This is a genomic window from Nocardioides epinepheli, assembly GCF_037936805.1.
Lineage (GTDB): Bacteria > Actinomycetota > Actinomycetes > Propionibacteriales > Nocardioidaceae > Nocardioides.
This window is the reverse complement of record NZ_JBBMMC010000003.1, coordinates 247,812-267,500: the sequence shown is the minus strand read 5'-3', so window position 1 is coordinate 267,500 and position 19,689 is coordinate 247,812. Positions and strand designations below refer to the sequence as shown.

The window sequence follows — 19,689 nt, the reverse complement described above, 5'->3', positions numbered from 1 at the left end:
GGCCGCGAGGTCTACGGGGCCCGGAACGAAGGGAAGGCCGAGCATGTTCAAGCCAGTGGGGCGCTCGCGCGCATTCGAGCGGGTCGTCGAACAGATCGAGCAAGCCATCTACTCCGGTGAACTCAAGCCGGGTGACCACCTACCGTCCGAGCGGATCCTGGTCGAGCAGTTCGAGGTCGGGCGCTCTTCGGTTCGCGAGGCGCTGCGCATCCTCGAGAGCATGGGGCTGCTGATCACCACCCCCGGCAGCCCGCTCGGCCCCAAGGTCTCGGCATCGAATCAGGCGGGCCTGCTCCGCATGATGAGCGGCTTCGTACAGACCCAGGGGATCAGTCTCGGCGCGCTCGTGCAGTACCGGATGATCGCGGGCAGCGCGGCGAACTTCCTGGCCTCCCAGTTGCGGACCGACGAACACCTCGAAGCGATGCGCGAAGCCAACGAGGCGATGCGGGCCACCGAGCCGGGCGACGAGGACCGCTTCGCCCGACTCGATGTCCAGTTCCATCAAGCCATCGCCGACGCCTCGGGAAACCCGTTCCTCACTCTGGTCAACACCGTGATCTCCGACCTCATCGTCGACCTGATGATGTCGGCCTACCACCAGGCGGAGACCGAGCAGGGACTGTGGTCCTCGTTCGTCGAGCACCACGACGCCCTGATCGAGGCGATCGCCGACCGCGACGGCGCACGCGCTTCCGCGATCGCGCGCCAGACCCTCTACGACTTCTACCGCGACCTGCTCGACGCCGAAGAGCAGCGCCGGTTGGAGCTGCTGCTGATCCACTCCACCCCCGACACCAACGCGTGACAGGAGCAGACGTGCCGCGTATCGCAGTCATTCCCGGCGACGGGATCGGACCCGAGGTCACCACCGAGGCGGTGCGGGTCCTCGAGCACCTCGATCGGCGCGACGGCCTCGCGCTAGACCTGACCGAGGAGACGTTCGGCGCCACCCACTACCTGGCCACCGGCGAGGCCCTCTCCGATGAGTCCCTCGACCGGCTCCGGGGCGCCGACGCGCTGCTGTTCGGCGCGATGGGCGACCCTCGGGTGGCGCCCGGCATCCTCGAACGGGGCTTCATCCTCAAGCTGCGCATGAGCTTCCGCCAGTCGGTGAACGTCCGCCCGATCCGGCTCTACCCCGGGGCCACCAGCCCGATCGCGGGCCTGACACCGGACCGCTGCGACCTGGTCGTCGTACGCGAGAACACCGAAGGGATGTACACCGCCGACGGCACGATGACCGCCGAAGGCACCCCCTACGCCGTGGCCGTGCACGCTGCGGTCACGACAGCCGCGGCCACCCATGCCTGCGTTCGCTATGCCTTCGAGCTCGCAATGCGTCGGCGCCGCCGGCTCACCTTGTGCCACAAGACCAACGTGATCGTGCAGGCCGGCCTGGTGTGGTCGCGAGCGGTCGAGGAGATCGGTGAAGAATTTCCCGAGGTGGAGGTCGACTACGTCCACGCCGACGCGATGACCCTGCACCTCGTCCAGCGGCCCGAGCGCTTCGACGTCGTGGTCACCGACAACCTGTTCGGAGACATCATCTCCGACCTCGGTGCCGCCGTGTCGGGAGGCCTGGGCACCGCGGCCAGCGGCAACCTCAACCTCGACGGCTCGGCCCCGAGCTTCTTCGAGGCCATCCACGGCTCCGCCCCCGACATCGCCGGCCAGGGCATCGCCAACCCGGCCGCGGCGATCCTGTCGGCAGGCATGATGCTCGACCACCTGGGCTTCGAGGCGTCCGCCCGCAGCTGCCAGGAGGCGGTGGCCGCGGCGATCGAGGTCTTCGCTGCCGACGGACGACCGATGGTGACCGCCGCGTTCGGCGACGAGGTCCTCGCCCACCTGGCCTAGTCCGAGAAGGCGGAAGGGGACTCGTCGACGAGCTCGGCGGTGAGCACATCGATCAGGCCCTCCAGCGAGAGGCGAACAGTGTCCGCCTGCGCGCTCGTGCCCAGGAAGGTGGCCGAGAACGTGGGGGCGTCGGCACCCGGCACCAGCTCGGCGGCAACGACCTCGACTCCGCGCCGGTGCAGCGCCGAGGCGAGGGCCAGCAGCGTCGAGCGGTCGTTGTGGGTGAGTGCGACGCGGACCTGGTGGACCGCGCTCGCCGGGTGCTCCACCGGAATCCCGGCGAGCAAGTCGGGTCGGTCGAACTGGGCGCGGGTGTCACTGAGGGTGGTCATCGACTCTCCTTGCCGACTCCGAGGCACGAGCAGATCTACTCGACCTCCGGAGCCCGTGTGCAGTCCAGCTACAATCAACGGTAGTCATAGTCTGATTCGGCGGATCATTCAGGACAACTACATCTGCTACAACTAATCGCTACGCTTAGTTGGAGTACCCGCGGATGATTCGGAGCTGATCGCTTTGACGCCCATCGATCGCCTCGACGTCGAGATCCTCGGACGTCTCGAGGCCACCGCCCGCGCTGGCGTCGCCGAGATCGCGGGAGCGCTCGGGGTGAACCGGGCGACCGTGCAGCAGCGGCTCCGCCGGCTCGAGGACGAGGGGGTGCTTCAGGGATATCGGCCCGTGATCGACCTGGAGAGAGTAGGACTCGCGGTCCACGCGCTGGTGTCACTGGAGATCGACCAGCGCGTGATGGCATCGATCGTGGACGGCCTTCGGGCGCTGCCGGAGGTGCTCGAGGTCAGCATCCAGGCCGGCCGCGAGGACTTGCTCGTCCGCGTGGCCATCGCCTCGCTCGAGGGGCTCCAGTCCCTGACCGCCCAGATCGTGTCCATCGACGGGGTCCGCAAGACCACCTCGACCTTCACCGTCGCAACGCCCGTGCCGCACCGCGTGCAGCCACTCCTGGAGAAGGTGACCGCGCGCGCTGGGTGGGGGCGCTCGACGCCGGCGGTGACGAGCGATCCCGGTAGGGAGTCACGTCTCGGCGCCTCGACCTCCGGGGCGGAACGACGGAACCGCAGGCCAGAGTCCTGACCTGCGGTTCCGCGTTGCGCGCGTGTAGGGATTCGAACTCCAAACCTTCTGATTCGTAGGGTTTCTACATCACGCCCGGAGCCGACCCAGCACGCCTGAGGTCGACACGCCAATACCGACAAAATGGCAGGTCAGAGCGCCCTCGCCGACCGCTCGCCCCAAGTCGGAGCCGGTCACGTTCGAAGGGCTCGTCTACGTGGGTTTGGCTGTCGGCTTCTCAAGCCAGCTGGCACCCGGGTCGTCGTCCGTCCCGGGCGACACGGCGATAACGGCTCCGTCGGGGCCGAGCTGAATGTGGCCATCGATGTACTCGCCGAGTGGCGGGTCGACCAGCGATTGGAAGTTGCCGACGACTCCGGTACGCAGCAATGGAAGCGAGTCGGGGAACACGTGGCCTCCTTGGTTAGACGAGGACCCTGGTCAGGGTGCCGTCCCGCATGCTCGGCACCCTCGGCCGTGTCCAAGGTCTCTTGGTCGGCGTGGCTGCATCTGACGAATGGCGCCGGGCTGGGTTCAACCTGGATTGGGGCGACCTGCGCCGCGGTCGTAGAGGTCGAGGAATCCATGGATCCGGTCGAGGCGTACGGGCTTCTTGTCCTCTGCGATAGCTGCGGCGCGTTCCCGCAACGTGGCCACGTCGAGCATGTCCGCCCGGATGAGCGCATCGACGAAGTCGCGGTCCTTCGGTTCCAGGCGCGCCAATTTGGCGACCGCCAGGTCGTGCGGCTCCAAGAACAGTGGCCGCGCTGGCGCAGAGGAGGCGAGACCCCATGTGTGGAGCCGGTCGCGCCACCCATCGGGAAGGATTGCGGTCTCGGTCGAGATGCCTTCGGCATACACACCGTTCATGTCATGAAAGGGCGACAGTTCCCCGATGGCGCCCTCGACGAGGTCGGCCTTGGAACGGTCAGGGTCGTCGAGGAATGCGATGTCGGCTTCCATCGAGGCAGTCGCCTCCGGTGGCAAGTCTTCCTCATCGAAGGCGCCGAGGATGGACTGAGATCCGAGGACGAGCACTTCGGGAGTGTCAACGATCTGACAAGCCGCTCGCAGGATGGTTGCGAGTTGTTGACGGTTCACGCGGGTTGGTGCTCGCGGTTCCAGTGATCCTTGAACGTCCGCAGCACCTGCAGTCGAGTTGCGTCATCGAGGACTCCGGCGAACGGAGTGTTCTGACGCAGTTCGCACGCTTCCGGGCTCGGCGAAACGATGGTCTCCATCACCGCGTCGAGGCCCTGGCCGAGAATCTGCTCCCAATCGTTGAGGTAACGCACCGTCATGCCGTCCGAGCGATGCTCGCTCTTCCAGCGGGTGATGTTCTCGAAGGCGCGGTCGATGACCTCTTGGGGAGCCGTCAGCAAGGGCGTCATCAGCGCGCGGTGCAGCCACAGAGACTTCTCCTGCTCCCGCGTCATCGAGTGGCCGAGAATGCGGTGGACCTCACGCGTCGAGATGCGACGATGCTTGCCGACCATGACGTGCTTGATCTCGCCGCGGTCGCACATGTTCACGACCTGCTGGCGCGACACGCCGAGGCGACTGGCGACGTCGCCGGTGCTCAGGAGGTCGCGGTTGTTGGTCATGAGCCAGATTGTGGTGTCTAAACGCCAAAAACACAACCTGGACCGGCGAATCGGCAGCCGTCCTGCCGTCGAGTTGAATCTTGACGAGGCCGTGAGAACGGCTCAGGCCCTCGGCATGGACGCCGAGGGCCTGGTCGTGGCTGCGCTGCGCGCCTGTAGGGATTCGAACCCCAAACCTTCTGATCCGTAGTCAGATGCTCTATCCGTTGAGCTACAGGCGCCCATCGCCGCGCGGAGCGTGGCGACCCGGAGAGGTTACTAGACAGCCCGAGTGCGGGCCTAATCAGGCCCGCTCAGGTCTCGTCAGGAGCGGAGTCGAGGGCGGCGGCGACCCGGCGGTGGGCGGCCCAGATCTCCTCGGGGAGGCGGTCGAACTGGCGTAGGTGCTCCTCGCGGAAGCCCATCTCCTCACGCCAGCGGACGACGTCGATGCCGAGCAGGCGGTCGAGGTCGGCGCGGGGGAGGTCGAGGCCGGTGAGGTCGAGCTCGTCCTCGGCGGGGACGACGCCGACCGGGGTCGGGCGGCCGGCGACCTCGCCGTCGCGGAAGCGCATCAGCCACAGCAGGGCGCGGAGGTTCTCGCGATAGCCGGGCCACAGGAAGTGGCCGTCGCCGTCGAGGTCCTTCTGGAACCAGTTCACGTGCGCGAAGATCGGCTGCACGGTGGCGGCGCCGAGGATGCGCAGCCAGTGGGCGGCGTAGTCGCCCTCGCCGTAGGCCATGAAGGGACGCATCGACATCGGGTCGTAGCGGAGCTGGCCGTCCAGCCCGTCGGCGGCGAAGGTGGCCTCCGCGCCGAGGGTGAGTCCGTCGTAGACGCCCTCGGCGAGGTCGGTGATCGCCCGGACCAGGGGCTCGCGGTCGCTGGTGCGGCCGCCGAAGATGATCGCGTCGATAGCGACGCCGGCCGGCGCCTCGTAGTCGTCGGCCATGTTCGGCACGTTGGCGAGGGTGGTGGTGAAGCGGCTGTTGGGGTGCGCCCACGGCGAGTCGTCGCCGGGCTCGCGGTCGGCGATCGGCTTACCGGTCCAGTCCTCCCAGCCGCTCACGTCGACGGGCTTGGCCGACTTGCCCTCCCACCAGACCTCCTGGGTGGTCGGGTTGTAGGCGACGTTGGTGAAGATCGCGCCAGTGCCGGGCTCGATCGAGCGCAGCGCAGTGGGGTTGGTGTGCTCGTTGGTGTCTTTGGCGACGCCGAAGACGCCGTTCTCCGGGTTCATCCCGTAAACACGTCCGTCCTCGCCCACCCACAGCCAGGCGATGTCGTCGCCGTAGAAGTCGACTCGGTAGCGATCGCCGAGGGCGTCGGGCGACAGCGTCATCGCCAGGTTCGTCTTGCCCGAGGCGCTCGGGAAGCCGCCGCACACGTGGTAGCGCTTGCCGGTCTCCTGGTCGGTGATCCCGAGCAGCATGAACTGCTCGGCCAGGAAGCGCCCCGACGCGCGCCCGTCGTAGCAGGCCTGCCGCAGGCCGTGCGCGATCTTGCCGAGCAGCGCGTTGCCGCCGTAGGAGGAGCCGAAGTGCAGGATCGTGCGCCGGTCGGCCACCGTGACGAAGTAGCGCTGGTCCTCCGGCGTGCCCTGGCCGAGGTTGGGCAGGTCGCCGGTCACGTGGACGGCGCGCACGAAGTGGGCCGGATCCTCCAGCGCCTCGAGGTGCGCGACGCCGACGCGGGCCATCCGGATCATGTGGAGGACCACGGGGCGGTTGTCGGTGAGCTCGACACCGGCGGCGTAGGCCGCCAGCGGCGAGCCGGGCGGTGCCATCAGGTACGGGACGACGTACATCGTCTTGCCGCGCGACTGCCCGCGCATCCGCTCGACCTGCGCGGCGGTCATCTCCTCGCCGTCGTGCCAGTTGTTGTAGACGCCACGGTCGGCGGGGTCGCTGGTCGCCACGATCGTGCGCTCCTCCGAGCGCGCGGTGTCCTTGACGTAGCTGCGGGAGTAGTAGCGGCCCTCGCCGGCCGGCAGCAGCTCGCCGGCGTCGAGGGCCTCGGCGACCAGCCGGGCATCGTCGCCGGCGTCGACCACCTCGACCCGATCCGGCTCGGTGATCGCCGCCCAGTGCGCCACGTAGTCGCGCACGTGCGGGTTGCGCACCCCCGCCTCGTCCAGGATCCGCTCCAGCTTGTCGTCGACCATCCCCATCGCCCTTCCGCCCTCGACCGCCTGTGATGCGGCCTCACGCTACCGACGCCGTGCAGCCTGACGCGTTGGATCGATCCATCGCATCCCCTGATTTGGACCCGGCGCGGCGCGGGTGTGACCGCGACCACAGGTCGTTGATCGATCCAATATGTGGACGGCGCAGGCCGGGATACCTTCGCCGCACTCGCCAGCAACGACGCCAGCGATCCGCTCGATCCACCACCCGCCGTCGAAGCGCCTCGACGGCCGGCCTCCTGGGTCCTCCCGGAGGTCTGCGAACCGCGCGAGAGGGACCACAGTGACCGGCACGACCGCCACGCAGGACCGCACCACCGCCACCTCGGAGTACCCCACGACCCATCAGGGCGTCATCGACTTCGTCACCGAGGTCGCCGAGCTCACCCAGCCCGACGCCATCCACTGGTGCACCGGCTCCGACGAGGAGTGGGACCAGCTCACCGCCGCGCTGGTCGAGACCGGGACGTTCACCCAGCTCGACCCGGCCAAGAAGCCCAACTCGTTCTACGCCGCCTCCGACCCGATCGACGTCGCGCGCGTCGAGGACCGCACCTACATCTGCTCGGTCGACGAGAAGGACTGCGGGCCCACCAACAACTGGATGGACCCGAACCAGATGAAGGACATCATGCGCGGGCTGTACGCCGGCTGCATGAAGGGCCGCACGATGTACGTCATCCCGTTCGTGATGGGTCACCTCGACGCCGAGAAGCCGATGTTCGGCATCGAGCTCACCGACTCCGCCTACGTCACCGCCTCGATGCGGGTCATGGCGCGGATGGGCAGCAACGTCCTGGAGCGGATGACCGAGCTCGACGCGCCGTTCGTGCAGGCGATCCACTCCGTCGGCCACCCGCTCGCCGAGGGCGAGGCCGACGTCAAGTGGCCGTGCAACGACACCAAGTACATCGTGCAGTTCCCCGAGGAGCGCGCGATCTGGTCCTACGGCTCCGGCTACGGCGGCAACGCCCTGCTCGGCAAGAAGTGCTACGCGCTGCGCATCGCCAGTGTGATGGCCCGCGACGAGGGCTGGCTCGCCGAGCACATGCTCATCCTCAAGCTCACCAGCCCGCAGGGCGTCGTGAAGTACATCGCCGCGGCCTTCCCGAGCGCCTGCGGCAAGACCAACCTCGCCATGCTCGAGCCGACCATCCCCGGGTGGAAGGTCGAGACGCTCGGCGACGACATCGCCTGGATGCGGATCGGTGAGGACGGCCGGCTGTGGGCGGTCAACCCCGAGTACGGCTTCTTCGGCGTGGCGCCGGGCACCAACGAGCACACCAACCCCAACGCCATGAAGACCATCAACAAGGGCAACTCGGTCTTCACCAACGTCGCGCTCACCGACGACGGCGACGTGTGGTGGGAGGGCCTGGAGAACGAGCCCGCGACCGCGACCTCGTGGAAGGGCGAGGCGTGGACGCCCGATTCCGAGGAGCTCTCCAGCCACCCGAACAGCCGCTACTGCACCCCGATCAAGCAGTGCGACATCCTCGCGCCCGAGTACGACGACCCCCGCGGCGTCCCGATCGACGCGATCCTCTTCGGCGGCCGCCGCAAGACCACCGTCCCGCTCGTGTTCGAGGCCCGCGACTGGGCCCACGGCACCTTCCTGGGCGCCACCCTCTCCTCCGAGACCACCGCCGCCGCGGTGGGCGCGGTCGGCGTCGTGCGCCGTGACCCGATGGCGATGCTGCCGTTCATCGGCTACAACGCCGGCGACTACTTCAACCACTGGATCGGCATCGGCAAGGACAACGACGCCGCCAAGCTGCCGCGGATCTTCTACGTCAACTGGTTCCGTCGCGACGACGACGGCGGCTTCCTGTGGCCGGGCTTCGGCGAGAACAGCCGGGTGCTCAAGTGGATCGTCGAGCGCATCGACGGCCAGTCCGCCGCGGTGGACACGCCCATCGGCCGGGTCCCGGCGCCGGGTTCCCTCGACACCGAGGGTCTCGACATGAGCGAGGAGGCCCTCGAGGCCGCCCTCGCCGTCGACGCCGAGGAGTGGCGCGCCGAGATCCCGCTCATCCAGGAGTGGTTCGAGAAGTTCGGCGACAACCTGCCCGCCGTGTTCTGGACCGAGCTCGACGGACTCAAGGCCCGCCTCGACGGCTGATCGACACCGCGTATCGCTCGAAGGTCCGGGCCGACTCTCGTCGGCCCGGACCTTTGCCATTGGTGGGCTGCGGTGTCCTCGAACGATCCCGTGGAATCACTCATCTAAGGTGACGTCGTCGGGTCCCGCCGGGGCCCCGATCGGGGGAGGTGAGGCGACGCCATGACCTACGGTCGCGATGAGCGCGCGCTCTTCCAGGGCGCGGCGGCCGAACTGTACGACGACATCGTCGCGGCCGAGGCGATCGCCGACGACGACCCGCGCCTGGCCGACGACGCACCCGAGCGTCCGGCCTTCGACCTCCTGGTCGAGTTCGGCCTGCTGCAGCACGACGAGGACGAGAAGCGGTGGGTGCCGGAGGACCCGGCGTCGGTGCAGTCGCGAGTGGTCTCGCCGTTGAGCCAGCAGGCCGCCGACCTGCTCACCGAGTCCTCGGAGTGGGCCAAGGCGTTCGGTGCGCTGAGCCAGTCGTGGCGCCGCTCCCCGCTCTCGACGGCGCGCGGGCCCTTCACCTACCTGCACTCCAATGGCATCGCGCAGTTCATCGCCGGGATCGTCTCCGAGGCGGAGGAGGAGATGCTCACCGCGCAGCCGCAGACCGGACGCGACGCCGCCTCACTGGCCGCCGCGGCCACCCGCGACATCGCGATGCTGGAGCGCGGCACGAAGATGCGCACGCTCTACCAGCACAGCGCCCGGCGCAGCACCTTCACCGGAAAGTACGTCGCGGCCGTCACCGAGCGCGGCGCCGAGGTCCGCACCCTCGACGAGTTCTTCAACCGGATGATCGTGGTGGATCGCCGGGTCGCGGTGATCCCGGCCGGCGATGACCTCCGCACCGCCATCGCGATCCGCGAGCCGTCGATCGTGGCCTACCTCGTCGACATCTTCGAGCGCACGTGGGCGCGCGGGCGCCCCTTCACCAACCGCGAGTCCGGCACCTTGAAGGGCATCGCCGCCGAGCAGCGAGCCATGACGATCCGGATGCTGGTGGAGGGGCACTCGGATCCGGTCAGCGCCAAGCGCCTCGGGGTCAGTCCGCGCACCTACGCCGGCTACGTCGCCGACCTCAAGACCGAGTACGAGGCCGAGACCCGGTTCCAGCTCGGCTACGCGATGGGGCTGCGCGGCGACAGCGGCGGCCCCGCGGACGACGCCCCCGACGACGTCGAGTGAGCGATCAGCGGCCGGCGACTCAGGGGACGTCGGGCCGGCAACTGCCGCCGCAGCCCCAGCTGGAGTCGCCCGCGTGGGCGTTCGGCGCCGGCGCCGCGGCCAGCGAGATGCCGAGGACGGCCGAGGCGACGAGCAGGCCGATCTGGCGAGCAACCTTCATGGGGGGACCCAACTTCCGCGTCGAAACCTGCCGGGCTGTACGAGGCGCGCCCGGTGCTGGGTGCGTCGCTGTGAGTTCATTACCCGTCACCGGGCGCGGCAAACCGTCGGCACTGCCGGCAAGCCGGTCCCGCCGCCAGCGCGAGGCTGGCGGCGGTCACAACGGCGGAGGCGGCGAGATTTGAACTCGCGAGAGGGTTGAAGCCCTCAACCCGCTTAGCAGGCGGGCGCCATAGACCGGACTAGGCGACGCCTCCTTGTCACCTCGTGGCCGAGGCGACAGGGTCAGGTTACAAGGCCCGACGGATCCGGGGCCAATCGGTTGCCCAGACCAGGGCGGATGCGTCTTAGTCCCGTCGGCCGGCGGCCCGGGTGAGTCGGTCCCGGACGTCGTCGGCGAAGCTGTCGCTGGGCGCCGCGATCATCTCCACGGGGATCGAGGTCGCGGTGCCGTCGCGCCGGTGCAGGACCAGGCAGGCGACACCGCGCGGGTCCGCGGCGGCCACCTCGACGACGTCCTCCCAGCGGCCGGTGGCCACCCCGACGCCACGCACGAGTCTGACGTCGTAGCCCAGGTCGTCGAGCCGGACGACGTAGGCCCGGCTGCGCAGCCAGGCCGCGACGACGAGCACGATCGCCAGTCCGACCCCGGCGACGAGCAGGATCACGTCGGCCGGCCACGACCAGGCGAAGGCCGCCGCGGCGTAGCCGAAGGTGAGGATCGCGACGACGACGAAGCCCAGCCCGACGACGCGGGCGGCGAAGGTCGGCGCGAGTCGATAGAACCGCAGTCGCGAGGAGTGGGGATCGCTGACGCCGTTCACCCCGCCATTGTCCCGCATCGGTGCGGATCGACCGAACCGGTCCGGTGCCCTCGACGCTCGCCCTTGCCGTGGCGGGGTCGGCCCGTCATGCTCGGGTGAGGACCTAGACAAAGGAGGCGCCGTGACCGCTCCGGCCCAGCCACGCCCGTCGAGGTCACGGATGGCGGCCGCGCTGCGCGCGCTGGCGTTGGCGAACGAGGCCCCCCGCTCCAGCGGGCCCGCCCTAGCCTCGTGGCGCTGGACCATGCGTCAGCGGGTCGTCGCGGTCCGCGACGCGCTCACCGCCGAGCCGGGCCGCGACGTGACGGGCAACGGCTGGCTCGCGGCCCGTGGCGGCACCGCCTTCCGTGAGCGCAACGTGCTGCTCGGCCGCCTCCACGAGCTCAGCACCCGCGTGATCGAGGATCCCGAGGTGGGCGCCGTCCGCGCCGAGGTGGCCCGCGTCGTCGCCGACGTCGGTCATCACGTACAGCGCGTGCACGACCTGGCCTACGACGACGTCGAGCTCGAGTTGGGCGGCTCCGAGTAGGCGCCGGCTGGTGCCCGCTGGCAGAGGGGGCGGGATTCGAACCCGCGGTAGGTCTCCCTACGACCGCTTTCAAGGCGGTTCCGATCGGCCACTCCGGCACCCCTCCGTGCCCGCGACGAGTCGCGGACCGCGCCGATTCTATGCGGGGCGCCCGGCGTCGCAGCGAAGCGGCCAGCCACGGGTGGCGTGCGGGGGACGGTTGGCAGTGCCGGTTGCCGGGGTTTCGTCGGCGCTCGCTTGCGCTCTGCTCAACCTCCGGCCGCAGGAGCTGCGACGAAGGAGCAGATCCGTCGCGGCTGGAGGTTGAGCGATCCCCGCGGCTGAGGAACGAAGCCGCGACGGGCGAGACGAAACCCTCCCAACCGACCTCGGAAACTCTGGCAGCCACGGTCGCCGGGGTTCGATCAATCAACGAGCGCTCGCTTGCTCAACCTCCGCCCGGGGTGCCCACCGAAGGTCACAGGAGCGGCGCGGTACGGGGTGGCTCGGGCCGCAGCGCCGCGGCCTCCTCGGCACCCCGGCTGCGGCGTCCGCGGGAGCCGGTGAAGAAGAGGTCGAGCCGGATCAGGACGAACCCCAGGACCAGGCCGATCAGGAGCCCGTAGACCAGCGAGAGGAGGCTCTCGGTGCGGGAGATGGTGGGGTTGGCCAGGGAGCTGGCCACCGCCGCCGTGGCCGCCGCGCCGAAGGCACACACCCACCAGCCCTGCCGCCGCCGCGCGCGCATGTGGCAGCCGTAGGCGAGGGCCGGGATGCCCAGGATGGCCACGATGGGGCGGGGGAAGGCCCCGAGGTGGTCGCGGCTCCACCGCACCAGGTCCAGCAGCGAGCTCACCAGGTCGTTGGTGCCGTAACGCCGCAGCAGTTCGGCGTAGGCCAGGAGGAGGGCGAGGACGAGGCCGCCGATCACGACGATGACCAGACCCCGACGCCCCAGGCCGTGCAGCCCCGCGCCGAGGCGGAAGACGACGGCGAAGGCACCCACGACCGCCAGGCCGAGGGTGGCGTACTCGAACCGGGTCACCGCGATCGCAGGCTCGAAGCCCACCGTGGCCAGCGCTCCCACCCCGGCGATGAGCACCGCGATCACACACTCGCGGACGGTGCGGAGGAAGGTCACCGCGGGCTTGGTCGCCATCACGCCGAGCACCGCGCTCACCGAGCAGGTCAGCACCGCGGCGCCGGTGCGCAGCTCGTCGAGGTCGATGACGACGGCGGCGGTCCCGATCAGCGCCGCGAGCGTTCCGAACACGACCGCCCGGCCGCCGGTCCGCGCGGCGAGCGCCCAGGAGTAGGCCGAGGCGATGACCACTGCGCCGGCGGCGCCCAGCCAGTCCGGTCCGACCGGCACCATCGCGCACACGAGCGCGGCCACGCCGGCCAGAACGAGCACACTCCACGTGCCCAGCGGCAGCCGCGAGGCCGCGAGCGCGGCGACGCGCCGGTCCCAGCGCTCGGCGAGCGTCGGTCGATCGGTCACCGGGGGATCAGACTCCTCGCCCGCGGCGTGATCGCGGGTACGACGGGCTCCGAACACAACCGAGGAGGTTACAGACGCCGGTTGGCGAGCGAGGGGTTGGTGTGACGCGCCTCCTCCAGGGCGGCGCGCGTCACGGTGGCCTCCAGCACCGCCGGCTCGTCCTCGGCCTCCACGAGGACGTCGCCGAGCGGGTCGACCACCATCGAGTGCCCGGTGTAGCGGGGCCCCGGCTGCCCGACAGCCGCGACGAACACGGTGTTCTCGATCGCCCGGGCCCGCACCAGGGTCCGCCAGTGCTCGACCTTGCGGGGACCGGCCACCCAGGCGGCCGGGATGACGATCAGCTCGGCCCCGGCGTCGATGAGGAGTCGTGCCATCTCGGGGAAACGCAGGTCGTAGCAGGTCATCAGGCCGACCGACCAGCCGTCGACGGTCACCACCACCGGACCCGCGTCGCCGGCGCTCAGGCGATCGGACTCCTTGTATCCGAAGGAGTCGTAGAGGTGGATCTTTCGGTAGGACGCGGCGGCCTTGCCCCGCACCAGGAGCGTGTTGAACGGCCGCGCGGGATCGTGGCTGACCTCGAACATGCCGGCCACGATCGTGGTGTCACGTGCCTCGGCGACGCGGCCGAGCTCGGTGCCGAACTCGCCGGTCACGTGCTCGGCGTACGCGCTGACGTCGGATCCGGCCTCTCCGAAGTCACGCGCGGTCGCCTCCGGCCAGATCACCAGGTCGACGCCCTCTGGCGTCAGCTTGGCCAGCCGGTGCCGGTTGGCCGTGGGATCGAGCCCGGCGGCCTGCTGGACCAGCGCGAGGCGGAGTCGTTCGGCGGGGGTGGCCTCGGAGTTCATGGGTCCACCCTGCCACTCGACCCTGGACGCCGCGGGCCACCGGCTGACCGCACGCGCCCCGGCCGTGGACCCGGTCCCGGTGCGAGGATCGAGCCATGGATCTCGCGCCGTTCGGGGCAGTGGTGCTCTCCGGTGGCCGGGGCCGCCGACTCGGTGGCGCCGACAAGGCTGCACTCCAGTTGCGCGGCCGCTCGCTGCTGGACCGTGCGCTGGACGCCGTCGAGGGCGCCTGCGGTGTGGTGGTGGTCGGGGAGGCCCGCTCCGCGCCCGCGTCGGTGCGGTTCGTCGTCGAGGAGCCACGCTACGCCGGGCCGGCGGCCGCCCTGCTCACCGGCGCCGCCGCACTGGAGTGCACGCCGAGCCCCCAGACCCTGGCCGTGCTCGCCGTCGACATGCCCGAGGTGAGTGCCGCCACGATCGACCGACTCCGGGTCGCGGCCCGCGGTCGGGACGGCTCGGTGCTGACCGGCCCCGACGGGCGTCGGCAGCTCGCGTTGGTGCTCGACGCCGCACGGCTGGGCCAGATCGCTCCCGAGGCCGATGCTCGGCGCGACCTGGCTCTGTGGCGCCTGCTCGCGCCACTGGACCTGGTGGAGGTGGCAGCGACCGGAGGCGAGCACCTCGACGTCGACACCTGGTCCGACCTCGACCGCCTGGCCGGGCACGACGACGACTGAGGGTCTCGGGGTTGCGCAGCCGCGTCCGGGTCGAGACGCTAAGGCCGTGAACCTCCACGACTGGATCGACGAGCTGAGCGACGTCCTCGAGATCGAGACCGAGGTCGACGAGGGCCTCCTCAACGACCTGGCAGAGCTGACCCACGACAACGTCGACCCGGTCGCCGGCCCGGTCACCGCCTACCTGCTCGGCTTCGCCGCCGCAACGAGCGCGGCCACCCCCGAGACCGTCGAGAAGCTGGCCGCACGCGCCCAGACGCTGGCCGAGAACTGGGACCGCCCGGCCGGGGCACCCGATCCCGACGACGTCGACGACGAGATCCCAGACGACCGGGGCATCGACCACAGCTCCGACGTCGTCGACGCCGAGCTCGACGACGACCGGGAGGGCGTGCGTTGAGGGCCGTGATCGCAGACGGGACCGGCGGGCCCGAGGTCCTCTCGGTCGGGGAGGTACCCGACGTGGAGCCCGGCCCGGGCGAGGTGCTGATCAAGGTCGCCGCCACCGCGGTCAACCGCGCGGACACGCTCCAGCGGCGCGGTTTCTACCCGCCCCCACCGGGCTCCAGCGAGACGATCGGGCTCGAATGCAGCGGCACCGTCGTCGCTCGCGGCGCCGACCTCGCCGACGACGAGGGTCCGGCCATCGGCGCCGAGGTGTGCGCCTTGTTGTCCGGTGGTGGGTACGCCTCGCTGGTCGCGGTGCCGGCCGGCCAGGTCATGCCGATCCCCGAGGGCGTCGACCTCGTGACCGCCGCGGCCCTGCCCGAGGTGGCCTGCACGGTCTGGTCGAACGTCTTCATGGTGGCCGGTCTCCAGCGCGGGGAGTCGATCCTGGTGCAGGGCGGCGCCGGCGGCATCGGCACCTTCGCGATCCAGCTGGCTACTGCGCTCGGGGCACGGGTGCTGGCCACGGCCGGCTCGCCCGAGAAGCTCGCGCTGTGCGCCGAGCTGGGTGCCGACGTCACGATCAACTATCGCGACGAGGACTTCGTCGAGGTCGCCCGCGTGGCCACCGGCGGCGTCGGCGTCAACGTCATCCTCGACAACATGGGCGGCAGCTACCTCACGCGCAATGTCGCGGCGCTGGCCACCGAGGGCCGGCTCGTGGTGATCGGCCTCCAAGGCGGTGCCCGTGGCGAGCTCGACCTGGGCCGGCTGCTCGCCAAGCGCGGCGCGGTCATCGCGACCTCCCTGCGGGGGCGGCCGGTGGGCGACAAGTCGGCGATCTGCGCCTCGGTGGTCGAGCACGTCTGGCCGCTGATCGCCGACGGCAGCATCCGCCCGGTGATCGACCAGGTGCTGCCGCTCGACGACGTCGCCGCGGCCCACGAGCGGATGGACGACGGCGGTCACACCGGCAAGATCGTGCTCACCTTGTAAGTGGGGTGCGCGACAGTCAGTACGGTGGGGCCCATGAGCTCCGAGCAGACCGGCGACCAGGCCACCGAGCAGGCCGGCGACCAGCCCACCGATCAGACTGCCAGCCAGCCCGGCGGTGAGCCCGCCGATCAACAGGGCGAGCAGCAGGTCGTCATCGTCGGCCCCGACGGCAAGGCGGTCGGTACCGTGCCCGCCTCCATGCTCGCCGCCGCCGCGGGCGGCGAGGACGCCGGCGACGAGGCGGTCCGCAACCTCAACGACCTGGTCGAGCAGCCGGCCAAGGTGATGCGGATCGGCAGCATGATCCGTCAGCTGCTCGAGGAGGTGAAGGCGGCGCCCCTCGACGAGGCCAGCCGGGCGCGCCTGAAGGAGATCCACGCCGCCTCCATCAAGGAGCTCGAGCAGGGCCTGGCGCCCGAGCTGGTCGACGAGCTCGAGCGGCTCTCCCTGCCCTTCGCCGACGGCGCGACGCCGTCCGAGGGCGAGCTCCGCATCGCCCAGGCGCAGCTGGTCGGGTGGCTCGAGGGACTCTTCCACGGCATCCAGACCGCCATCTACGCCCAGCAGCTCGCCGCGCGCGCCCAGTTCGAGCAGATGCGTCGCGCCCTGCCCGGCGGCGCGGTTCCCGGGATGCCCGGACAGCCCGGACAGCCGCCGATGGGCGCACCCGGCCAGCCGCAGCAGGCACCGGCCGACGACGACCGCTCCAGCTCGGGCGGGATGTACCTGTAGGGCCTCAGCCTGGTCAGGATCAGGTGCGCCGGCCGAGCCGGCGGACCAGCACCAGTCCGAGCAGGCCGACGATCACCAGCGCCAGTCCGGGCGCCGCGGCCCGCTTGAACGACTGACTGGGCTCGAGGGTCGGGCAGGTCCGGTCGTTGTCGATGTCGAGGGCGTCCATGGTGTCGGGGCACAGGAAGCCGACGTCGGCCAGCGGCTCGGAGGCCGGAGGGGTCTCGCCGCCTACCGGCCGGCCCTCACCGAACTGCCGCACGATCTGGGTGAGCACCGTGTCGGAGGCCAGCACGACGTCCTTGCAGTCGGTGATGACGTAGATGCCGTCCTGGACGGTGGCGTCGAAGAGCCGCAGCTGCCGGTCGATCGGCGTCGCCGGGGTGGTGGGATCGGTGGCGCCGTCGGTGGGCGTCTCCGAGCTGGTCGGGTCGGGCTTGGCGGTGTCCGACGGCTCGCGGCCGGTGCGATCGCCCTGCCCAGGGCGCTGGGAGGGGTCGGTGCACGACTCCAGCTCGGCGCGCGAGCGGACCGTGACCCGCTCGGTGGTGATGTCGTAGGGGCCGAAGACCTCCGAGACCTCGACCTGGTAGCTGCGGGTGCGCTCCGAACCCACTCCCTCGACCACCGGACGTCCGACGAACGAGCCGGTGAAGATGGCTCGCTCGGCGTCGACGGCGGCGCCCGCGGCGGGCGCTGCGGCCCGCTTCGAGGTCACCGTGGCGTCGGCGGGCAGCGCGCCCGTCGCCAGCACCGCGAGGGCGCCGAGCAGCAGTCCCAGCAGCGCCCGGAGCAGCCGCGGCTGCAGAGCGGAGTGCGTCGCACGGTCGATCACATCGGATATCACAACAGATCGGCCCCGATCGGGACCAGACGGGCCAGGACCTGGGCCACCGCGTCGGCGTCGTTGCTGGGCGCGAGATGGTCGGCGGCGGCGATCGCCGAGGGGTGGGCGCCCGACACCGCGTACGACGTCCCGGCCCAGGTCAGCATCGGCACGTCGTTGGGCATGTCGCCGAACGCGACGACGTCGGCGGCCTCGACTCCGAGGTCGGCGCACACCTCGGCCAGCGCGGCGGCCTTGGTGACGCCGGGTGCGCTGATCTCGAGCAGGCCCGGCACCGTCCAGGTGACGATCGCGGCCTCGCCCACCGCCTGCTCGACACGCTCGCGGAAGCCGTCGTGGTCGGTGCCGGGGTGCCGGACCAGCAGCTTGAGCGCCGGCCCGTCCCACAGCGTGTCCATCGGCCCGACCGGGCTGCCGGGCGGTGCCTGGTGATCGTCCCGGTCGTGTGGGTAGCCGGCCTCGAGGCGGATCCCCTCGACGGTCTCGATCGCGAAAGAGGCCTCCGGCACCGACTTCCGGACGGCGGCGACGACGTCTAGTCCCGGCTCGGGCGCCAGGCCGCGCACCCGGCGTACGGCGCGGGCGGCGACGTCGTACACCAGGGCGCCGTTGCTCACCACCGCCAGGCCGTGGGCGCCGACCATCGGCCAGAGGTCGTCCATCCAGCGCAACGGTCGCGCGGTGACGAACACCACCGGCACGCCGGACTCCTCGACGGCGGCGAGCACCCGCCGGGTGGCACCCGACACGGTGCCGTCGCTGCGGAGCAGAGTGCCGTCCAGGTCGGTGGCCGCGACCTTGATGTCGCTCATCGGCTGCCCGGCAGCGGCCGCGCCATCACGAGCTGGCCCTCCTCGTCGCTGCCGCGGAGCTCGGTGAACCCCGACTTCGCGAGCACCCGCAGGCTCATCACGTTGAACGGCAGCACGCTGGCGCGCACCCGGACGCCGATCCGGTCGGTCTCGCCGAGCAGGCCGGCGATGGCCTCCGTGGCGATGCCTCGACGCCACACGGCCTGGACCAGGCCGTAGCCGATCTCCACCTCGTCGTGCTCGTCCGGCGGGCCGTAGAAGCCGATCGTGCCGACCGCCTGCTGCTCGTAGACCACGTGGCGCGGACCCCACGGGCTCGCACCGGGTCGCACCGTGGCGGCGACGTCGGCGTCGTCCTGGCGCGGGTAGTCGGGGTGCCAGCGGCCCTGGCGGCGCCCGGCGAGCATGTCGGCGGCGTCGTCGGGGGTGATCAGGATCAGCCGGAGCCGTTCGGTCTCGACCCGCGCCGGGATGCTCACGGGAACCAGCGGCTGATCTCGACCGCGGCGCCGTCGTCGTTGACCGAGTCGGTGGTCGCATCGGCGGCGAGGTGGACGTCGTCGACCGCCTGACCCATCGCGACGCCGCGGCCGGCCCACCCCAGCATCTCGAGGTCGTTGCGTCCATCGCCGATCGCCAGGACGTCGTCGGGGGTGAGGCCGAGCTCGTCGCAGACATGCTGGAGACCGGAGGCCTTCGAGACCCCCACCGGCGTCAGGTCGAGCCAGGCGGTCCAGCCGACGACGTAGTCGGTGCCGTGCAGTCCGAGGTTGCGGCCGAGCTCGACGAAGTCGTCGGCGGTGGCCTCGGGGTCGCGGATGATGACGCGGCTGACCGGCTCGGCCACGAGGTCGTCGACGCTGATGGTGACCATCTCGCCGCTCAGCTCCCCCTCGGGGAACGGGTTGGTGACGCGGTAGCCGCGGCCGCGGTCCTCGATCGCGACCCGGGCGGTGGGCCGCAGGTCGAGGATGGCGCGGACCGCGGGCGCGGCGTCGAACGTCTCCTCGTGCACGACCTCGACCTCGCCGCCGGGCAGGTAGCGGAAGATCACCGCGCCATTGCTGGCCACCACCCAGAGCCGGTCGTCGTCGTGCCCGTGCAGGTCGAGCAGGTCGGCGATCACGGTCATGCCGTGCGGAGAGCGACCGGAGGCCAGGACGACGTGCGCGCCGGCGTCCAGGGCGCGGTGCACGGCGTCATAGACCGCCGGGGTGACCTCCTCGTGCGTGGTCCCCCGGTCCTCGACCCACTTGAGCAGGGTGCCGTCGATGTCGAGGGCAACCAGCCGTGGCGTCCACCCGGGCAGGCCGGCTCTCTCCTCCGGGTGTTCTTCGGCCGCGGTCATGGGACGAGGCTAGTAGCCGGTTTCCAGCGGCTCCCGAAGCGGT

General features: G+C 70.8%; 23 protein-coding genes and 3 tRNA genes. 10 read left to right on the top strand and 16 right to left on the bottom strand.

The window, feature by feature from the left end; translation table 11 throughout:
- Positions 1 to 43: 43 nt before the first annotated feature.
- The gene (locus WMR31_RS06280; RefSeq protein ID WP_340537924.1) at positions 44 to 808 is read left to right on the top strand and encodes a FadR/GntR family transcriptional regulator; all 765 of its coding nucleotides are present in this window, start codon (positions 44 to 46) and stop codon (positions 806 to 808) included.
- 11 nt (positions 809 to 819) lie between these two features.
- On the top strand, positions 820 to 1,860 hold the full coding sequence (locus WMR31_RS06275) for a 3-isopropylmalate dehydrogenase (RefSeq protein ID WP_340537923.1): 1,041 nt from the start codon (positions 820 to 822) through the stop codon (positions 1,858 to 1,860).
- Here the strand turns inward: WMR31_RS06275 and WMR31_RS06270 are convergent.
- Entirely contained in the window at positions 1,857 to 2,192 is a 336-nt protein-coding gene (locus WMR31_RS06270; protein ID WP_340537922.1) for a hypothetical protein, read from the bottom strand. The genes WMR31_RS06275 and WMR31_RS06270 overlap by 4 nt on opposite strands.
- A 184-nt stretch (positions 2,193 to 2,376) precedes the next feature.
- Here WMR31_RS06270 and WMR31_RS06265 point away from each other — a divergent pair, with 184 nt between their 5' ends.
- Positions 2,377 to 2,955, top strand: coding sequence for an Lrp/AsnC family transcriptional regulator (locus WMR31_RS06265; protein WP_340537921.1), 579 nt, complete (start codon positions 2,377 to 2,379; stop codon positions 2,953 to 2,955).
- A 192-nt stretch (positions 2,956 to 3,147) separates the two neighbouring features.
- Here WMR31_RS06265 and WMR31_RS06260 read toward each other — a convergent pair whose 3' ends face one another.
- The 5 genes from WMR31_RS06260 to WMR31_RS06240 form a co-directional block, all read right to left on the bottom strand.
- Complete coding sequence (locus WMR31_RS06260) at positions 3,148 to 3,345, bottom strand: hypothetical protein (RefSeq protein WP_340537920.1); 198 nt, start codon at positions 3,343 to 3,345, stop codon at positions 3,148 to 3,150.
- Between the two features lie 123 nt (positions 3,346 to 3,468).
- Positions 3,469 to 4,035 carry a DUF6036 family nucleotidyltransferase gene (locus tag WMR31_RS06255; RefSeq protein WP_340537919.1) on the bottom strand — a complete coding sequence of 189 codons (567 nt, stop codon included), beginning with the start codon at positions 4,033 to 4,035 and terminating at the stop codon, positions 3,469 to 3,471.
- Complete coding sequence (locus WMR31_RS06250) at positions 4,032 to 4,538, bottom strand: helix-turn-helix domain-containing protein (RefSeq protein WP_340537918.1); 507 nt, start codon at positions 4,536 to 4,538, stop codon at positions 4,032 to 4,034. Before WMR31_RS06250 ends, WMR31_RS06255 begins: the two co-directional genes overlap by 4 nt.
- Before the next feature lie 148 nt (positions 4,539 to 4,686).
- Positions 4,687 to 4,759: transfer RNA gene (locus tag WMR31_RS06245), tRNA-Arg, on the bottom strand.
- A gap of 72 nt (positions 4,760 to 4,831) precedes the next feature.
- Positions 4,832 to 6,682, bottom strand: coding sequence for a phosphoenolpyruvate carboxykinase (GTP) (locus WMR31_RS06240; protein ID WP_340537917.1), 1,851 nt, complete (start codon positions 6,680 to 6,682; stop codon positions 4,832 to 4,834).
- Positions 6,683 to 6,986: 304 nt separating this feature from the next.
- Here WMR31_RS06240 and WMR31_RS06235 point away from each other — a divergent pair, with 304 nt between their 5' ends.
- On the top strand, positions 6,987 to 8,825 hold the full coding sequence (locus tag WMR31_RS06235; RefSeq protein WP_340537916.1) for a phosphoenolpyruvate carboxykinase (GTP): 1,839 nt from the start codon (positions 6,987 to 6,989) through the stop codon (positions 8,823 to 8,825).
- Positions 8,826 to 8,987: 162 nt separating this feature from the next.
- Positions 8,988 to 10,001, top strand: coding sequence for a LuxR family transcriptional regulator (locus WMR31_RS06230; protein ID WP_340537915.1), 1,014 nt, complete (start codon positions 8,988 to 8,990; stop codon positions 9,999 to 10,001).
- A 19-nt stretch (positions 10,002 to 10,020) separates the two neighbouring features.
- Here WMR31_RS06230 and WMR31_RS06225 read toward each other — a convergent pair whose 3' ends face one another.
- From WMR31_RS06225 to WMR31_RS06215, 3 genes are all read right to left on the bottom strand, one after another.
- Positions 10,021 to 10,161 carry a hypothetical protein gene (locus tag WMR31_RS06225; RefSeq protein WP_340537914.1) on the bottom strand — a complete coding sequence of 47 codons (141 nt, stop codon included), beginning with the start codon at positions 10,159 to 10,161 and terminating at the stop codon, positions 10,021 to 10,023.
- 165 nt (positions 10,162 to 10,326) lie between these two features.
- Positions 10,327 to 10,417: transfer RNA gene (locus tag WMR31_RS06220), tRNA-Ser, on the bottom strand.
- Between the two features lie 90 nt (positions 10,418 to 10,507).
- Positions 10,508 to 10,984, bottom strand: coding sequence for a hypothetical protein (locus WMR31_RS06215; protein ID WP_340537913.1), 477 nt, complete (start codon positions 10,982 to 10,984; stop codon positions 10,508 to 10,510).
- Between the two features lie 121 nt (positions 10,985 to 11,105).
- On the opposite strand from WMR31_RS06215, the gene WMR31_RS06210 reads away from it, so the two are divergent.
- A complete protein-coding gene (locus tag WMR31_RS06210; RefSeq protein WP_340537912.1) occupies positions 11,106 to 11,513 on the top strand; it encodes a hypothetical protein in 408 nt (135 codons plus the stop codon).
- An 18-nt stretch (positions 11,514 to 11,531) separates the two neighbouring features.
- Here WMR31_RS06210 and WMR31_RS06205 read toward each other — a convergent pair.
- The 3 genes from WMR31_RS06205 to WMR31_RS06195 form a co-directional block, all read right to left on the bottom strand.
- A tRNA-Ser gene (locus WMR31_RS06205) sits at positions 11,532 to 11,619 on the bottom strand.
- A gap of 351 nt (positions 11,620 to 11,970) precedes the next feature.
- The gene (locus WMR31_RS06200; protein WP_340537911.1) at positions 11,971 to 12,993 is read right to left on the bottom strand and encodes a hypothetical protein; all 1,023 of its coding nucleotides are present in this window, start codon (positions 12,991 to 12,993) and stop codon (positions 11,971 to 11,973) included.
- A 68-nt stretch (positions 12,994 to 13,061) separates the two neighbouring features.
- Positions 13,062 to 13,847, bottom strand: a complete 786-nt coding sequence (locus WMR31_RS06195; protein WP_340537910.1) for a carbon-nitrogen hydrolase family protein — start codon at positions 13,845 to 13,847, stop codon at positions 13,062 to 13,064.
- Positions 13,848 to 13,942: 95 nt separating this feature from the next.
- On the opposite strand from WMR31_RS06195, the gene mobA reads away from it, so the two are divergent.
- The 4 genes from mobA to WMR31_RS06175 are packed head-to-tail and all read left to right on the top strand — an operon-like array spanning position 13,943 to position 16,639.
- Complete coding sequence (gene mobA / locus WMR31_RS06190) at positions 13,943 to 14,524, top strand: molybdenum cofactor guanylyltransferase (RefSeq protein WP_340537909.1); 582 nt, start codon at positions 13,943 to 13,945, stop codon at positions 14,522 to 14,524.
- A gap of 46 nt (positions 14,525 to 14,570) precedes the next feature.
- A complete protein-coding gene (locus WMR31_RS06185) occupies positions 14,571 to 14,924 on the top strand; it encodes a DUF6457 domain-containing protein (protein WP_340537908.1) in 354 nt (117 codons plus the stop codon).
- A complete protein-coding gene (locus WMR31_RS06180; RefSeq protein ID WP_340537907.1) occupies positions 14,921 to 15,907 on the top strand; it encodes an NAD(P)H-quinone oxidoreductase in 987 nt (328 codons plus the stop codon). The genes WMR31_RS06185 and WMR31_RS06180 overlap by 4 nt, the downstream gene beginning before the upstream one ends.
- Positions 15,908 to 15,940: 33 nt before the next feature.
- Complete coding sequence (locus WMR31_RS06175) at positions 15,941 to 16,639, top strand: bacterial proteasome activator family protein (protein ID WP_340537906.1); 699 nt, start codon at positions 15,941 to 15,943, stop codon at positions 16,637 to 16,639.
- A 19-nt stretch (positions 16,640 to 16,658) separates the two neighbouring features.
- Here WMR31_RS06175 and WMR31_RS06170 read toward each other — a convergent pair whose 3' ends face one another.
- Genes WMR31_RS06170 through WMR31_RS06155 form a run of 4 tightly spaced genes read right to left on the bottom strand, consistent with a single transcriptional unit; the run spans position 16,659 to position 19,646 of the window.
- Complete coding sequence (locus WMR31_RS06170) at positions 16,659 to 17,474, bottom strand: hypothetical protein (RefSeq protein WP_340537905.1); 816 nt, start codon at positions 17,472 to 17,474, stop codon at positions 16,659 to 16,661.
- An 8-nt stretch (positions 17,475 to 17,482) separates the two neighbouring features.
- Positions 17,483 to 18,298, bottom strand: a complete 816-nt coding sequence (locus tag WMR31_RS06165; RefSeq protein WP_340537904.1) for an HAD hydrolase family protein — start codon at positions 18,296 to 18,298, stop codon at positions 17,483 to 17,485.
- A complete protein-coding gene (locus WMR31_RS06160) occupies positions 18,295 to 18,777 on the bottom strand; it encodes a GNAT family N-acetyltransferase (protein WP_340537903.1) in 483 nt (160 codons plus the stop codon). Before WMR31_RS06160 ends, WMR31_RS06165 begins: the two co-directional genes overlap by 4 nt.
- Positions 18,774 to 19,646, bottom strand: a complete 873-nt coding sequence (locus WMR31_RS06155; RefSeq protein WP_340537902.1) for an HAD family hydrolase — start codon at positions 19,644 to 19,646, stop codon at positions 18,774 to 18,776. Before WMR31_RS06155 ends, WMR31_RS06160 begins: the two co-directional genes overlap by 4 nt.
- Positions 19,647 to 19,689: the final 43 nt, after the last annotated feature.

Bases quoted from the DNA above. Each gene is read 5' to 3' on its own strand.
- WMR31_RS06225 (WP_340537914.1), bottom strand. From the start codon at position 10,161: ATGAAGGTTGCTCGCCAGATCGGCCTGCTCGTCGCCTCGGCCGTCCTC.
- WMR31_RS06250 (WP_340537918.1), bottom strand. From the start codon at position 4,538: ATGACCAACAACCGCGACCTCCTGAGCACCGGCGACGTCGCCAGTCGC.
- WMR31_RS06230 (WP_340537915.1), top strand. From the start codon at position 8,988: ATGACCTACGGTCGCGATGAGCGCGCGCTCTTCCAGGGCGCGGCGGCC.
- WMR31_RS06175 (WP_340537906.1), top strand. From the start codon at position 15,941: ATGAGCTCCGAGCAGACCGGCGACCAGGCCACCGAGCAGGCCGGCGAC.
- WMR31_RS06280 (WP_340537924.1), top strand. From the start codon at position 44: ATGTTCAAGCCAGTGGGGCGCTCGCGCGCATTCGAGCGGGTCGTCGAA.
- WMR31_RS06195 (WP_340537910.1), bottom strand. From the start codon at position 13,847: ATGAACTCCGAGGCCACCCCCGCCGAACGACTCCGCCTCGCGCTGGTC.
- WMR31_RS06165 (WP_340537904.1), bottom strand. From the start codon at position 18,298: ATGAGCGACATCAAGGTCGCGGCCACCGACCTGGACGGCACTCTGCTC.
- WMR31_RS06270 (WP_340537922.1), bottom strand. From the start codon at position 2,192: ATGACCACCCTCAGTGACACCCGCGCCCAGTTCGACCGACCCGACTTG.
- WMR31_RS06240 (WP_340537917.1), bottom strand. From the start codon at position 6,682: ATGGTCGACGACAAGCTGGAGCGGATCCTGGACGAGGCGGGGGTGCGC.
- WMR31_RS06155 (WP_340537902.1), bottom strand. From the start codon at position 19,646: ATGACCGCGGCCGAAGAACACCCGGAGGAGAGAGCCGGCCTGCCCGGG.
- mobA (WP_340537909.1), top strand. From the start codon at position 13,943: ATGGATCTCGCGCCGTTCGGGGCAGTGGTGCTCTCCGGTGGCCGGGGC.